Genomic DNA, 12,418 nt, shown 5'->3' with positions numbered 1-12,418 from the left:
CGCACCAGCGACTGTAAACCGAGCTGCTGCATCAAACGCTGAACCGACTTGTGATTGATCATTTCCCCCGCTTGACGTAACGCGGCTGTTATACGCCGATAACCGTAGCGGCCTTGATGGCGCTCATCGAGCATACGAATCTTCGATTTGATGGCAGCGTACTTGTCCTGTGTGCTCATCGCTTTGACATGGTAGTAGAACGTGCTGCGAGACAGCCCCGCCGCTCGTAGCAGTAACCTCAGCGGATAATCTGGCCTTAACCCTTGGAGCACTTGCGCTTTTTCACCAGCGCTGCGTTCCGTTCCGCCTCGGATAAGGCCTTCAGTTTTTTTAGATAGGCGTTCTCCGCACGCAAGTACGCCAGCTCTTCAAGTAGCGCTTTTTGCATGCGCGTTTCATCGGGCGCTTCAAGCTTGGATGGGGGAGTTGGGGGCTTCATGGGTCTACCTTTACGACGGGGCGTTAACGCTACTAATCCGCCCTTATCATACTCGCGGCGCCATTTCCCTATAGAACCTGTGCTGCGAATGTCATAGAGCGCGGCAGCATGCCGATCGGATAAGCCCTCGCGCGCGATGTGTTGGAGAACCTTCAGCTTAAATTCCGCGTTGTAAAAGCGGTGCTTTTTCTCTAATCCGGATAGGCCGTGTAGCTGATAGCTCGCAACCCAACGGCGTAGCTGGGAGTGTTCTATCCCATAGGCTGAGACCAGCTCTCGATAACCATTGCTTCCCGACAGATAGTGCTCGACCAAGTTGACTTTGAACCGTACATCGTATTTCGTCATGAAAAACACCCCAAAGGTTGGATGAGTGTCCAACTTTTGGGGTGCAGTTCACGGGCATTGGGGTGTTTTGACACTGCTGCTTCAAATCAGGGGTTCTACTCAGAGCCCCCCCGATCTGCCGCCATGTCTTACTTCTTGCTGTCTTTGAGCTGAGGCACAGCCGAACCGGCAGCAGGAGCCAGCAGGCCAACCTGGGTGTAGGTGAACAACTTATCACGTGTGTCCACGATATCCAGATTGCGCATGGTCAGTTGACCAATACGGTCGCGTGGCGAGAACATGCTGTCCACTTTTTCCATGCTCAGGCGCTCGGCCTTGTAGGTCAGGTTAGGCGAAACCGTATCCAGGATGGAGTAGTCATTACCGCGACGCAGTTCCAGAGTCACTTCGCCCGTAACAGCACGAGCCACCCAGCGCTGGGCAGTTTCACGCAGCATAATGGCTTGTGGGTCAAACCAGCGGCCTTGGTACAGCAAGCGGCCCAAACGCAAACCGTTGATGCGGTACTGCTCGATGGTGTCTTCGTTGTGGATGCCGGTCACCAGGCGCTCGTAAGCGATGTGCAGCAAGGCCATGCCGGGAGCTTCGTAAATGCCACGGCTCTTGGCTTCAATAATGCGGTTTTCAATTTGGTCGCTCATGCCCAGACCATGACGGCCGCCGATGCGGTTGGCTTCCAGCATCAGTTCCACCGGGTCGGCGAATTCCACGCCGTTCAAGGCAACAGGCTGGCCTTCCTCGAAGCGCACACGCACCTCTTCAGCGGCCACAGCCACGTCGTCACGCCAGAAAGCCACGCCCATAATGGGTTTGACGATATTGATACCGGCGTTCAGGTATTCCAGATCCTTGGCTTCGTGCGTGGCACCCAGCATATTGGAGTCGGTGGAGTAGGCTTTCTCGGCCGACATCTTGTAGTCGAAGCCGTTTTCCTGCATGTACTCGGACATCTCGGCACGGCCACCCAGCTCATCAATAAACGTCTGGTCCAGCCAAGGCTTGTAAATCTTCAGCTCAGGGTTGGTCAACAAACCGTAGCGGTAGAAACGCTCGATGTCGTTGCCCTTGTAGGTGCTGCCGTCGCCCCAGATATGGACGTCGTCTTCTTTCATGGCAGCAACCAGCATGGTGCCGGTCACAGCACGGCCAATAGGCGTGGTGTTGAAGTAGGTAACACCGCCGGTGGTGATATGAAAGGCGTTGCACTGCAAGGCGGCAATCCCTTCAGCCACCAGTTGCTGACGGCAGTCCACCAGACGGGCCAGCGTGGCACCGTATTCCTTGGCCTTGCGGGGAATCGCATCGTAATCGGGTTCGTCAGGCTGACCCAGGTTCGCGGTGTATGCGTAAGGGATCGCGCCCTTATTGCGCATCCACAAAAGTGCAGCGCTGGTGTCCAGGCCACCGGAAAAGGCAATGCCGACCTTCTGGCCGACTGGAAGAGATTCAAGGATGGTTGTCATTATCGCGTCAGTAGTGGTGTGCAAGTACAGTTCCGCCCGTAAGACTCTATAGCAGAGCCATGCCCGCGGCAGGATCAATATGTCATTATATCGTCTTGACCGACCCTGGACACCTTTGCGTAGCTGGATTTAATTACTCGATGAACTAGAACATCCATTTTCACCTGGAGACAAGCCATGCCCGAGACACAAGCACAACCCGCTATCAGCCGTTATCCCGTCCCTACCCTGGCCGACATGCCCGAGGATATTCGCAGTCGTATTGAAGCCGTGCAGGAAAAATCCGGTTTTATTCCGAATGTATTTCTGGCTCTGGCACACCGCCCTGACGAGTTTCGCGCCTTTTTTGCCTATCACGACGCGTTGATGGAAAAGCCCAGTGGTTTGAGCCATGCCGATCGGGAAATGATTGTGGTGGCTACCTCTGCCGCCAATCAGTGTCATTACTGCGTCATTGCCCACGGTGCGATTTTGCGTATCCGCGCCAAGAACCCGTTGGTGGCAGACCAGGTTGCCGTGAACTGGCGCAAGGCCGATATTCCGGCGCGTCAAAAAGCCATGCTGGCATTCGCCATGAAAGTCTCGCAAAACGCCCAGGAGATTGAAGACACGGACTTCCAGGCCCTGCACGAGCACGGCTTCAGCGACGAAGACGCCTGGGACATTGCCGGCATCAGCGCCTTTTTTGGTCTGAGCAACCGCATGGCCAACTTCATGTCCATGCGCTGCAATGACGAGTTCTACATGCTGGGACGCGTTCCCCGCTAAGCATGATGCGTTACGCCCTGATGGTTGCCGGGTGGGTATGTGTAGCGCTGGCCATTGCCGGCGCTGTTTTACCCTTGCTGCCTACCACGCCTTTTGTGCTGCTGGCTGCATGGTGCTTCTCCCGTAGCTCCCCCCGCTTTCATCAATGGCTGCTGGACCAGCGCCATCTGGGCCCTTATTTGCGCAACTGGGAAAACGGCCAAGGCTTGACCCGCAAAGCCAAACGTCGGGCGCTGATCATGTTGTGGCTGTCGCTGGCCGCCTCGGCCTGGCTGACCAGTCACTTGGGCTGGTATCGACTGGGCTTGTTAATTCCGGGCATTTTCGCCACTCGTTATTTGCTGCGAGCCAAAACCCTGGATGACACCCCTTCCGAGCCTGTGCAAAAATAGCCTGCTTGAACCGATCCTGGCTTGACCCCTTTTAGCTTGAAGAACCCATGTCTCATCCTGTCATCTTGCTGGCTGCCGCCTACATCACCAACTCTGCCGGACAAATTTTGCTGGTCCGTAAACGTGGCAGCGCCTATTACATGCAAGCCGGTGGCAAGCTGGAAGCAGGCGAGACGCCCTTGCAAGCCTTGCAACGTGAACTGGATGAAGAACTGGGCTTGAAAGCGGAAGAAACCGCCCAGGCCCGGTACGAAGCCTACTTTGAAAGCCCCGCCGCCAATGAGCCTGGCCATATGGTTCATGCCCACGTGTTTACGTTGACAGTAGACCGCGACATTCAGGCCGCTGCCGAGCTGGAAGAAGCCCGCTGGGTCAGCCCGCAAGAAATCCGTTCGCTGACGCTGGCCCCTTTGCTGGCTAACCACATCCTGCCGCGTCTGTGCGCACAGGCCGCGGCCTAAGGCTCAGCCTGCACAAGACGTCCTTCCGTCTTGTGCCGTCCAAACCACGAACCGCCTATTTTTTGGCATAATGTCGCCCTTGAGTCCCCTCTTGCGGGGACGTAGCTGTTTGCCCGACCAGCCCGCAACGGCGGGCTTTCTTTATTGAGCGCTAATTTATGTCCTCTTTGCCCTGTCAAGGCGCAATCGTCACCTTTACCCTGCAGCAGCTGCGTGCCGCCACGCAAGCCGGGGGCATTTTAGGTGTGTCCATCAAAGGACAAGGCAATCATTTTTTTGTACAAGTGGCCACGCGTGCCGGTCAGGCGGTGCTGGTTACCGCCCGCAGCAAAGATCCGCGCAGTTTCAAAAGTCCCTTGCAAGCCATGGTTCTGCTCAAGCAAGTGGGTATCGTTACAGGCCAGTTTGACCTGACCCAGTACTCGCCCGACCAACAGGAAACCGCCCCGCGCAGCCGTCGCCGCCCGGCCAAGCCCAGCAAACTGGGGCTGCGATGGAACCGAATTGCAGAACGCATCTCCAGCCCCGCTCAACCTTCTTTGGACGATCCCAGTCTGGACATCAATGAAGAACAGACGCGCCGCCTGATCGCCCGACAGGAAAACCAGCAGTTAAGCCTGCTGGGCAACTAAGCACAGCCCCTCTGTGTTTCTGGACGTGTTAAGGGCATAGGCCGCATCCAAAGCCTGTGCCAGATCTTGCTGCAAGTGCTGGGGCTCTTCCAGCCCTACATGCAAACGCAACAACTGCCCCTGCCCGAACAAGGCGCGCCCGTTGCGCTTGGGCATATCCATAGGCAAAGCCAGGCTCTCGAACCCGCCCCAGGATAGACCGATACCAAACAGGCGCAAGGCCTTGAAAAATAAAGATAACTGCGCTTGACTCAACGGTTCCAGCACCACACCGAACAAACCCGTAGAACCGGTAAAATCCCGTTTCCAGATCGCATGGCCGGGATGAGACTCCAGCGCCGGATGCAAAACCTGTTGTACCTGCGGATGTTGTTCCAGAAAACGGGCAATCTGCAAGGCACTGGCCTGATGCTGACGCAAGCGTACACCTAAGGTGCGCATGCCACGCAGCGCCAAAAAGGCATCATCAGGCCCGGCTGTCTGACCAAAATCATGCGCCGCCCGACGCAGCAACGGCCAAGCGCGTTCATTGGCCGTGGCAACTCCCAGCAAGGCATCGGAATGCCCCGTCAGATATTTGGTGGCAGCCTGGATAGACACATCCACGCCATGTTCAAACGGCTTAAAAAACAAGGGGGTAGCCCAGGTATTGTCCAAAAGCACATACGCCCCGACCGCATGCGCACAACGTGCAATGGCCGGGATATCCTGAATCTCGAAGGTGGCCGAACCGGGCGACTCTACGTACACCACCTTGGTATGGGGACGAATCAGGCTGGCTATCTCCTCCCCCAAAGACGGCTCGTAAAACTGAACCTGAATACCCATGCGGCTAGCCAGTACCTGCTGCGCAAACGCGCGTACCGGTCCATAGACCGAATCCGGTATCAGCAAATGATCCCCGACTTCCAGCATGCCCAACAAAGCATGGGTACACGCCGCCAAGCCAGACGGGAACAGGCTGGCCTGAAAACCGCCTTCCAGCTCGGCCACGGCTTGCGTCAAGGTTTGCAAGGTAGGGTTGGTGAAGCGGCCATAAGAAACATAGGGATTGTCAGGTTCCTTGCGCTGGGCCCATTGCTCCAGATTGTCGGCCAAAATAGTCGAGCCACGACAAACGGGCACATTCACAAAGCCAGCCGACACGCGGGTGTCCCGGCCTAAATGCGTCAAACGCGTATTTTGATAATCGCAGTCCTGCATGCTGTTTTCCTGATCGTGATCGCTAAAGACGAATGGAAACAGTCTACGCAAGAGCCCAGGGGCAATTATTGCGTTTTCACGCTACCACAGGCAGAATTCAGAGAATAAAAATCTACAACTACCGATATTATTGGGAAATTATTTTTATGCTGGATAAATTCGACAAGCACATCCTGGAGATCCTACAAAACGATGCCACCTTGGCGATCCAGGAAATTGCCGATCGGGTGGGTTTGTCCAGCACTCCCTGCTGGCGACGCATACAACGTCTGGAACAAGAGGGCTATATCGAAAAGCGGGTGGCACTACTCAGTTCAGAAAAGCTGAATGTAGGAGTCACGGTATTTGTGGCTATCAAGACCAATCAGCACAACAAGCAGTGGTACAGCCAGTTTTCGGCGGTGGTCGAGGCAATCCCACAGATTGTGGAGTTCTATCGCATGAGCGGCGATACCGACTATTTACTGCGTGTCGTCGTGCCGGATATCAAAAGCTTTGACCGGGTTTACCAGCGACTGATCTCGGAAATAGAGCTGACCGATGTCAGCTCCAGTTTTGCCATGGAGCAGATCAAGTTCACGACACGTCTGCCCCTGGACTACGCCTGATCCGGCGCCGGTTAATGCTTAAAAGCTGTATTCCACGTCCAAGGTCTGGCCAATCGTCAGCCTCTGAGACCGGGATTCAACCAGCATGGCTTGCATGCCAAACAAGGTGCCTTGCGGAAACTGGCGACTTTGCGCCAAGGCCAAACCGGGTTGTGTGCCCACCTCGGCCGTTCGCTGGTTCACGTTGGGCATAGGGCAACGGGTGCACTGACGGACAAACGCAAAGCTCAGACCCTCGCTGCTCACACCCAGGACGTAGTCTTCCTCGTAGGCGGGCAAACCCGTGAAAACGACGTTGGCACGAAAACGATCCATGGGCACCGCTTGCTCCCCAGACTGCAGAACCAGGCGATTGAGCTCTTCCAGGGACGCCTCATTGGTGAACAAAAAGGGCAAGGCGTCGGCAAAACCAAAACCGTTTAGCTGATCACCGATCTGGCGCCAGCCCTGAGACTTTTCTTCCCAAGGGCGTACCCGTTCAGTCAGGACATACCGACGGGCACGACTATGGTTACGCAATACCCGACAAGGGGTTTGCAAAAAATCGCTAAACCATTGCGCGACTTGATCGCCTTCATCCCGACCCAACGTATCAGAACTCCAGATACGCACGGAGACGGCGACGTTATCCCCTACCGGAGCATCCAGAGACCAGCTCAACGTCTCCATACCGGGTGCTTGGACCGTAATCTGCCCATCCTGTACCAATGGTCGAATCAAGGACATACGCGGCCAGCGACGCTGCGTCATGAATACGCCCTGCTGGTCAACAACGACCCACTCGCGATCGTGGGCCAGGCCCGCAACGCTAACCTCAACGCCCTGCGGATGCGCCTGGGCTGCACAGGATTTGATGGGATGGGTGAACAAGCCGGTGATGGTAATCATGGGAGGCAACAACAAAAGGCAAGATAAAGAACGTATTCTAAAACGGCCTGTTCAACAGCCCGCCCCTGCTTTGACGATAGCGTGCAAAGAAGTGGATTAGAAACATCGACCTGCGGCAATGACGTCCCCCTGACACTTGACAACATCGCAAACCTATGACTTAATAGTTAGCTGATCGCGCCCATATATCCATTACATCAAGAACGTGCGATCAATATTTTCTTGAATATACCCACGTAAACAGGTCCCTTTGACCTTCTGGCATGTCCCCAAACATGCGGGTATTCATTTACTACGGCGACGGCAGCCACATCCAGACTTATTTTTTGCATCGTAGCGGACTACTTGCTCCGTCCATATGCTTGGCAAACGAATAAGGCGCTGTCCATCCTGTCACAGAGTACGTTTGCTTGATATTGTTATTGTCCAGTCAGCGATGCTCTACATTGAAATAGCAATGGCCTGACCTCCGTGTGGAGGCTGGTCCATCATGGTGTCATCAAATCTCAATAAAAAAACGATGTAATGACACCACACGATAAGGAAAAAAATATGAAAAACATCTATCCAACTGGTTTGATCTCGCGCCCTGACCATATTGCTTTGAATAAAACCGATATTCGCATTGGCGATACGGTGTATCTGCAACCTAAAAACGGCCCTCGTATGGCTGGTACCGTGATCTTCAGTTCACCTGTACACGGCTGCACCACCTACACTGCCGACGCCCATAGTCAGGATGCCAACGTACGGTTTCGCTTCCGCCTGCAGGACGTGCATCACGTGGCCCCTCGCCATCCCATGCCCGCTCTGAATTAAGAATATGTTCCCTAATTAATACGGGGCAGTCAGATACAGCCCCGTATTAGTCTCATTTGATAACACATAATTACAATCTGTAATGGCCATTCCTGCTTTCGTCCTAAAATAGTGGCGGCTTAAAACTTATCCGACGCTGTAAAGCGTCCACGTTGAGCGTGCGCTCCTATGGCAACGGATATGAAACCAAAGCAGGCTTTCTGCTTGCGCCCACCCCGGCGCTACTCCTATCTCTCCCGGTTTTTCCTGTTCAGCCTGGTCCTACTTCTGACCCTGCTGGGTACCAAGCTGCACCATTCCGATGCACTAACCATCTTCTGGCCTACCGAAGCTGTGCTTCTGGGTCTGTTTATCCGCCGCCCAGACTGGGCCAGTCAAAAATTTAACTGGCTACTCATTACGCTGGCCTATTTCTGTGCCGAGCTGCTTGCCACCAATCCCCTACCCATTGCGCTGCTTTTGACCGTAGCCGATGTCAGCGGCGTCAGCCTGGCGTATTGGCTGATCACCCGCAATCGCCAGTTGGATCTTTCCCTGCGTCGCCCCCAGGCGATGTTGACCCTGGCCTCCTACTACGGCCTGGCCTGCGTTTTATCTGCCTTGCTAGGCGGTTTTGCCCTGTATCTGCATACCGATCAGGATTTGCCTTTGGCCATTCTGTCCTGGATGCTGACTAGCTTGATTTCCTATAGCGCTATCTTGCCCGTCATCCTGACCGCCCCCGCGCGCCCTTGGCGCCGCTTTCTGGAATACTGGAACGAACCGCACCTGATGAGCCTGGCCCAGTTAGCGCCCGTTCTGTCCTTGTTATTGGCCAGCTTGTTAAGCCTGCTGATTGACGGCCCCGGCTCTCTGGCCTTTCCCGTCCTGCCTTTATTGTGGTGCGCCCTTAGCTACTCGCTCTTTTCGACCACCTTACTGACGTTGTTCTATGTGCTCTGGACGCTGTTTGCCCTGAGCCCGCCTGTGTACTTCTTGCCCAATCAGTTCCACTCCTCGCTAGACCTGCTGTCACTGCGCATCGGGATTGCTTCCATTGCGCTGGCCTCAATCACCAGCGCCAGCCTGATGTCAGCACGCAATCTGGCGGTTGAAAAACTGCAGCAACTTGCCCACCACGATGACCTGACGGGCTTGCTCAACAAACAGGCTTTTTATCAGCAAAGCCAGACAATACTGACCCAATGCCGTTTGAAACAGGTTCCTATCAGCGTCATCGTTCTGGACATCGACCACTTCAAGCCCGTTAACGACACCCACGGCCACCATGTCGGCGATCTGGCCTTGAGCGCTGTTACCCAACGTATTTCACTGGCTTTGCGCGAGACCGATGTATGCGGCCGGCTAGGCGGAGAAGAATTTGGTATTTTGTTGCCGGACTGCAGCGCACTACAAGCGCATGCTGTTGCTGAGCGAGTCCGTAAAAGCATTTCCTTGCTGCCCTTTTGCCTGGACAACGACCAACAACTGACTATGACAGCCAGCTTGGGCATCGCCACTTTGGACTCTTCAACCCTGGATCTACACGCGTTGCTACGCCAAGCAGACACTGCCTTGTACGAAGCAAAACGCGCGGGTAGGGATCAAAGTTATTCCTATCATTTGCCCGAGCCCAAGACAGGTACTTGACGCTATCCGTAAGCAAACCGATACTGATGTATCAATACGAAACAACACATCAGGGAGCGGTGATATGGCGTCAGTTTACGGCTCGCCCTTGTGCCAGGCATGTTTGGCCTTGCCACAGGGTGTCAGTACTAGCCAAGCGCATGCCGATTTGCGCTTACTTGGGCAACACCCCCCATCTCCTGACGGAGCCCACGAAACACAGTATCGCTGTCTGAACTGCCAGACTCACTGGCTACTACGCACCAATCGCTGGGGAACTCCTGAAGGGTTTCGCCTCAAGCCCGTATAGGCAAAGCCAGACACATGCACTACCATGACGGCTTTGTCTGTTAGCGATTCCTGTATGTCTGCCCTGCTGTTTGATACTGAAACCACCGGCACTGCCCAGCCTCAAGTCATCGAGGCCGCTTGGTTGCGTTTGAGCGACCCGGTATTTTTGCTGGTCAATGAAGAATTTGAGCAACGCTACCGGCCTGATCAAGCCAATACGCTAGGCGCCTTGGCCACGCATCACATCTATGACGAGGAGCTGCAGGACTGCCCCCCGCACACCGAATTCAAGCTGCCTGCCGACACCCAATACATCATCGGCCACAATGTGGACTATGACTGGGGGGTGGCCGGTTCCCCCAATATCAAGCGTATCTGTACCTTGGCCTTATCGCGCCACTTGATTCCAGGCCTGGATAGCTACAGCCAATCTGCTCTGATTTATCACATTGATCGCGCCAATGCTCGCGAGCGCCTGCGCAACGCGCACAGCGCACTGGCCGACGTACGTAATTGCCTGTCGCTGCTGCAGTATTTGTTGGGGCTCAAGCACAACATCAACACCTGGGAACAGTTGTGGCAACTCTCCGAGCACGCCCGCATTCCCACCGTTTTGCATTTTGGCAAACACAAGGGCATGGCTATTGCCGATGTGCCACAGGATTACAAGAACTGGTTGCTGCGCCAGCCGGACCTGGACCCCTATCTGATCAAGGCTTTGAAGGTATAAACCTCAAGGTTCGTAAAATCCCTAATGGCTACCAGCCTGCTTATGCCCAATGATGAAGGTCCCAACAAGAACTTCATGAGGTGGCAAATGATCGAGGTTGCATACGTCACGAAAGATATGCGTCGGGACCCTTACGAACGAATTACCCATCTTGGAGGAGCGGGCTGGCAACGCTCTCAACCCGATGTTGTCCAGCAAATTGAGCAGGGCCAAGAAGACTACTACATTCTTCTGGATGGCATTCCCGCCAAACTGACCGTGGCGCTCAGCCGTTTTGGTGCCAAGTACCTGAAAACTGAGCTTGAAGTTGAAGAGCCTCACATTTTGCTCAGCCTACCCAGCCAGGCTGCTTGAACAGCAGTCTGACCTTCCTTCCTCTATCTATCAGGGAACACAAAAAACGCGGCGTGACGCCGCGTTTTTCATACCTGCCTTCAAACCTGCTTACGGTTTGAGCAAGCGCCATTGGCCGTTACGCACAGTGATCAGTTCACGACCACGCTCGTCAAAGCCGCTATGGTCCTCAGGCGACATGGTGTAGACACCTTGGGTTGCCACCAAGTCACGAGTTTGCTCCAGTGCATCACGCAAGGCAGAACGAAACTCAGGCGTACCCGGTTTGGCCTTGCTGGCTGCTTCAGGAATCGCCTTTTCCAGCAATAGGCCGGCGTCATAGACGTTGGCACCAAAGGTAGCAGGGGCCTGACCATAACGCTCGGAGTAGCGCTGGATATAATCTTGAGCAATGGGCTTGGCAGGATTGCTGTCTTCAATTTCAGGCAACACCAGCATCAGGCTGGCGGCCAGAATCGTGCCCTCCACCTGCTCGCCCCCCAGGCTCAAGAACGCAGGCAAAGCGGCACCGTGCGTTTGATAAATCTGCCCTTTGTAGCCTTGCTTGACCAAAGTCACTTGCGGCAACACGGCAGCCGCGCCCGTGCCGGCCACCAGAACCACATCCGGTTTAGCGGCGTAAACCTTCAAGGCCTGACCCGTTACCGAGGTGTCCGAACGTACATACCGTTCAGTAGCCACAATCTTGATATTGTTTGCATCCGCCAAGTTTTTGAACACGTTCAACCAGCTCTCGCCATAGGCATCGTTGAACCCGATAAAACCCGCAGTCTTGACGCCATTGTCAACCATATGCTTGACCAGGGCCTGAGCAATAATGTCGTCATTCTGGGTGGTTTTGAACACCCATTTCTTTTGCTCAGTCATCGGCAACACAACCGATGCCGCCCCCACCGGTGCCAGCACCGGCGTGCCCGCATCAGCCGCAAACTGAATCAGGCCCATTGCGTTGGGCGAGCCAGTAGGCCCGATCAGGGCGTCGATCTTGTCCTCGGAAATCATTTTCTTGAACAAGGTGACGGTCTGGTTTGGATCACTGGCGTCATCCATGGAGATGTACTCAACGGCCAGATCTCCAACTTTGGTTGGCAAGAGGGGCACTGTATTGCGCTGCGGCAAACCAACCACCGCTGTCGGCCCGGTTGCCGAGGCGATCACGCCGATTTTGACTTGTGATTGGGCCGGAGCGGCCAAGGTAGCCAACACTACGGACAAAGCGAAAGCAGTTCGAGTCAATTTCATAATATACAGAGCCAGTTAAGCCCTTCCCCCCTTGATATCAGCGCAAGCGCGCCTATATGGATTGATCGGGACACAAGACACCCAATTGCCCATGCCATACCCGCCTTCTTAGGCGACTTTCCCCGGCAGGTCTGCTTACAATTGTACGCGGGCGCGCCCAATAAAGTAGTTT

General features: G+C 54.8%; 15 protein-coding genes. 9 read left to right on the top strand and 6 right to left on the bottom strand.

Annotation, left to right across the window (positions count from 1 at the left end; genetic code table 11):
• The 3 genes from AB7E06_RS17325 to argG form a co-directional block, all read right to left on the bottom strand.
• Positions 1 to 179 (bottom strand): IS3 family transposase (locus AB7E06_RS17325; protein ID WP_427957870.1); only part of this gene is annotated, 179 nt, incomplete at its 3' end.
• A gap of 77 nt (positions 180 to 256) precedes the next feature.
• A complete protein-coding gene (locus tag AB7E06_RS17320; protein WP_427957866.1) occupies positions 257 to 787 on the bottom strand; it encodes a transposase in 531 nt (176 codons plus the stop codon).
• Between the two features lie 128 nt (positions 788 to 915).
• Positions 916 to 2,250 carry an argininosuccinate synthase gene (gene argG, locus AB7E06_RS17315; RefSeq protein ID WP_108727294.1) on the bottom strand — a complete coding sequence of 445 codons (1,335 nt, stop codon included), beginning with the start codon at positions 2,248 to 2,250 and terminating at the stop codon, positions 916 to 918.
• A gap of 177 nt (positions 2,251 to 2,427) precedes the next feature.
• Between argG and AB7E06_RS17310 the strand changes: the two genes are divergently transcribed.
• The 4 genes from AB7E06_RS17310 to AB7E06_RS17295 all read left to right on the top strand — a co-directional run bounded on the left by AB7E06_RS17310 (position 2,428) and on the right by AB7E06_RS17295 (position 4,503).
• Positions 2,428 to 3,018 (top strand): peroxidase-related enzyme, encoded by a 591-nt coding sequence (locus AB7E06_RS17310; RefSeq protein WP_230018612.1) that lies wholly within the window; start codon positions 2,428 to 2,430, stop codon positions 3,016 to 3,018.
• Positions 3,019 to 3,020: 2 nt separating this feature from the next.
• Positions 3,021 to 3,410, top strand: a complete 390-nt coding sequence (locus AB7E06_RS17305; RefSeq protein ID WP_094196352.1) for a YbaN family protein — start codon at positions 3,021 to 3,023, stop codon at positions 3,408 to 3,410.
• 47 nt (positions 3,411 to 3,457) lie between these two features.
• On the top strand, positions 3,458 to 3,871 hold the full coding sequence (locus tag AB7E06_RS17300) for an NUDIX hydrolase (protein WP_108727292.1): 414 nt from the start codon (positions 3,458 to 3,460) through the stop codon (positions 3,869 to 3,871).
• Positions 3,872 to 4,029: 158 nt separating this feature from the next.
• Positions 4,030 to 4,503: a hypothetical protein gene (locus AB7E06_RS17295; protein ID WP_094196350.1), complete on the top strand. Its 474-nt coding sequence runs from the start codon at positions 4,030 to 4,032 to the stop codon at positions 4,501 to 4,503.
• Here AB7E06_RS17295 and metC read toward each other — a convergent pair.
• Positions 4,483 to 5,706, bottom strand: a complete 1,224-nt coding sequence (gene metC / locus AB7E06_RS17290) for a cystathionine beta-lyase (protein ID WP_230018613.1) — start codon at positions 5,704 to 5,706, stop codon at positions 4,483 to 4,485. The two genes, AB7E06_RS17295 and metC, sit on opposite strands and share 21 nt — an antisense overlap.
• Before the next feature lie 146 nt (positions 5,707 to 5,852).
• On the opposite strand from metC, the gene AB7E06_RS17285 reads away from it, so the two are divergent.
• On the top strand, positions 5,853 to 6,314 hold the full coding sequence (locus AB7E06_RS17285; RefSeq protein WP_009455584.1) for an Lrp/AsnC family transcriptional regulator: 462 nt from the start codon (positions 5,853 to 5,855) through the stop codon (positions 6,312 to 6,314).
• A gap of 18 nt (positions 6,315 to 6,332) precedes the next feature.
• Here the strand turns inward: AB7E06_RS17285 and AB7E06_RS17280 are convergent, their stop codons facing one another.
• Positions 6,333 to 7,202, bottom strand: a complete 870-nt coding sequence (locus tag AB7E06_RS17280; RefSeq protein WP_094196348.1) for an MOSC domain-containing protein — start codon at positions 7,200 to 7,202, stop codon at positions 6,333 to 6,335.
• A gap of 552 nt (positions 7,203 to 7,754) precedes the next feature.
• Between AB7E06_RS17280 and AB7E06_RS17275 the strand changes: the two genes are divergently transcribed.
• From AB7E06_RS17275 to AB7E06_RS17260, 4 genes are all read left to right on the top strand, one after another.
• Entirely contained in the window at positions 7,755 to 8,021 is a 267-nt protein-coding gene (locus AB7E06_RS17275; protein ID WP_094196347.1) for a hypothetical protein, read from the top strand.
• A gap of 180 nt (positions 8,022 to 8,201) precedes the next feature.
• Positions 8,202 to 9,650, top strand: coding sequence for a diguanylate cyclase (locus AB7E06_RS17270; RefSeq protein WP_427957861.1), 1,449 nt, complete (start codon positions 8,202 to 8,204; stop codon positions 9,648 to 9,650).
• Positions 9,651 to 9,993: 343 nt separating this feature from the next.
• Positions 9,994 to 10,650, top strand: coding sequence for a 3'-5' exonuclease (locus tag AB7E06_RS17265; protein ID WP_376912722.1), 657 nt, complete (start codon positions 9,994 to 9,996; stop codon positions 10,648 to 10,650).
• A gap of 87 nt (positions 10,651 to 10,737) precedes the next feature.
• Complete coding sequence (locus tag AB7E06_RS17260; RefSeq protein WP_230018614.1) at positions 10,738 to 11,004, top strand: DUF3892 domain-containing protein; 267 nt, start codon at positions 10,738 to 10,740, stop codon at positions 11,002 to 11,004.
• A gap of 90 nt (positions 11,005 to 11,094) precedes the next feature.
• On the opposite strand, the gene AB7E06_RS17255 is transcribed toward AB7E06_RS17260, so the two are convergent.
• Positions 11,095 to 12,246 (bottom strand): ABC transporter substrate-binding protein, encoded by a 1,152-nt coding sequence (locus AB7E06_RS17255; RefSeq protein WP_427957858.1) that lies wholly within the window; start codon positions 12,244 to 12,246, stop codon positions 11,095 to 11,097.
• Positions 12,247 to 12,418: the final 172 nt, after the last annotated feature.

The organism is Alcaligenes sp. (assembly GCF_050255915.1).
In the GTDB taxonomy this organism is placed as follows: Bacteria; Pseudomonadota; Gammaproteobacteria; order Burkholderiales; family Burkholderiaceae_B; genus Alcaligenes; species Alcaligenes aquatilis.
Note: the sequence above shows the minus strand (reverse complement) of the source record. Positions and strands in the feature narration are given on the sequence as shown.

Coding starts and splice junctions, on each gene's coding strand:
- AB7E06_RS17285 (WP_009455584.1), top strand. CDS start 5,853: ATGCTGGATAAATTCGACAAGCACATCCTGGAGATCCTACAAAACGAT.
- AB7E06_RS17305 (WP_094196352.1), top strand. CDS start 3,021: ATGATGCGTTACGCCCTGATGGTTGCCGGGTGGGTATGTGTAGCGCTG.
- AB7E06_RS17275 (WP_094196347.1), top strand. CDS start 7,755: ATGAAAAACATCTATCCAACTGGTTTGATCTCGCGCCCTGACCATATT.
- AB7E06_RS17280 (WP_094196348.1), bottom strand. CDS start 7,202: ATGATTACCATCACCGGCTTGTTCACCCATCCCATCAAATCCTGTGCA.
- metC (WP_230018613.1), bottom strand. CDS start 5,706: ATGCAGGACTGCGATTATCAAAATACGCGTTTGACGCATTTAGGCCGG.
- AB7E06_RS17295 (WP_094196350.1), top strand. CDS start 4,030: ATGTCCTCTTTGCCCTGTCAAGGCGCAATCGTCACCTTTACCCTGCAG.
- AB7E06_RS17255 (WP_427957858.1), bottom strand. CDS start 12,246: ATGAAATTGACTCGAACTGCTTTCGCTTTGTCCGTAGTGTTGGCTACC.
- argG (WP_108727294.1), bottom strand. CDS start 2,250: ATGACAACCATCCTTGAATCTCTTCCAGTCGGCCAGAAGGTCGGCATT.
- AB7E06_RS17265 (WP_376912722.1), top strand. CDS start 9,994: ATGTCTGCCCTGCTGTTTGATACTGAAACCACCGGCACTGCCCAGCCT.
- AB7E06_RS17300 (WP_108727292.1), top strand. CDS start 3,458: ATGTCTCATCCTGTCATCTTGCTGGCTGCCGCCTACATCACCAACTCT.
- AB7E06_RS17310 (WP_230018612.1), top strand. CDS start 2,428: ATGCCCGAGACACAAGCACAACCCGCTATCAGCCGTTATCCCGTCCCT.
- AB7E06_RS17260 (WP_230018614.1), top strand. CDS start 10,738: ATGATCGAGGTTGCATACGTCACGAAAGATATGCGTCGGGACCCTTAC.
- AB7E06_RS17270 (WP_427957861.1), top strand. CDS start 8,202: ATGAAACCAAAGCAGGCTTTCTGCTTGCGCCCACCCCGGCGCTACTCC.
- AB7E06_RS17320 (WP_427957866.1), bottom strand. CDS start 787: ATGACGAAATACGATGTACGGTTCAAAGTCAACTTGGTCGAGCACTAT.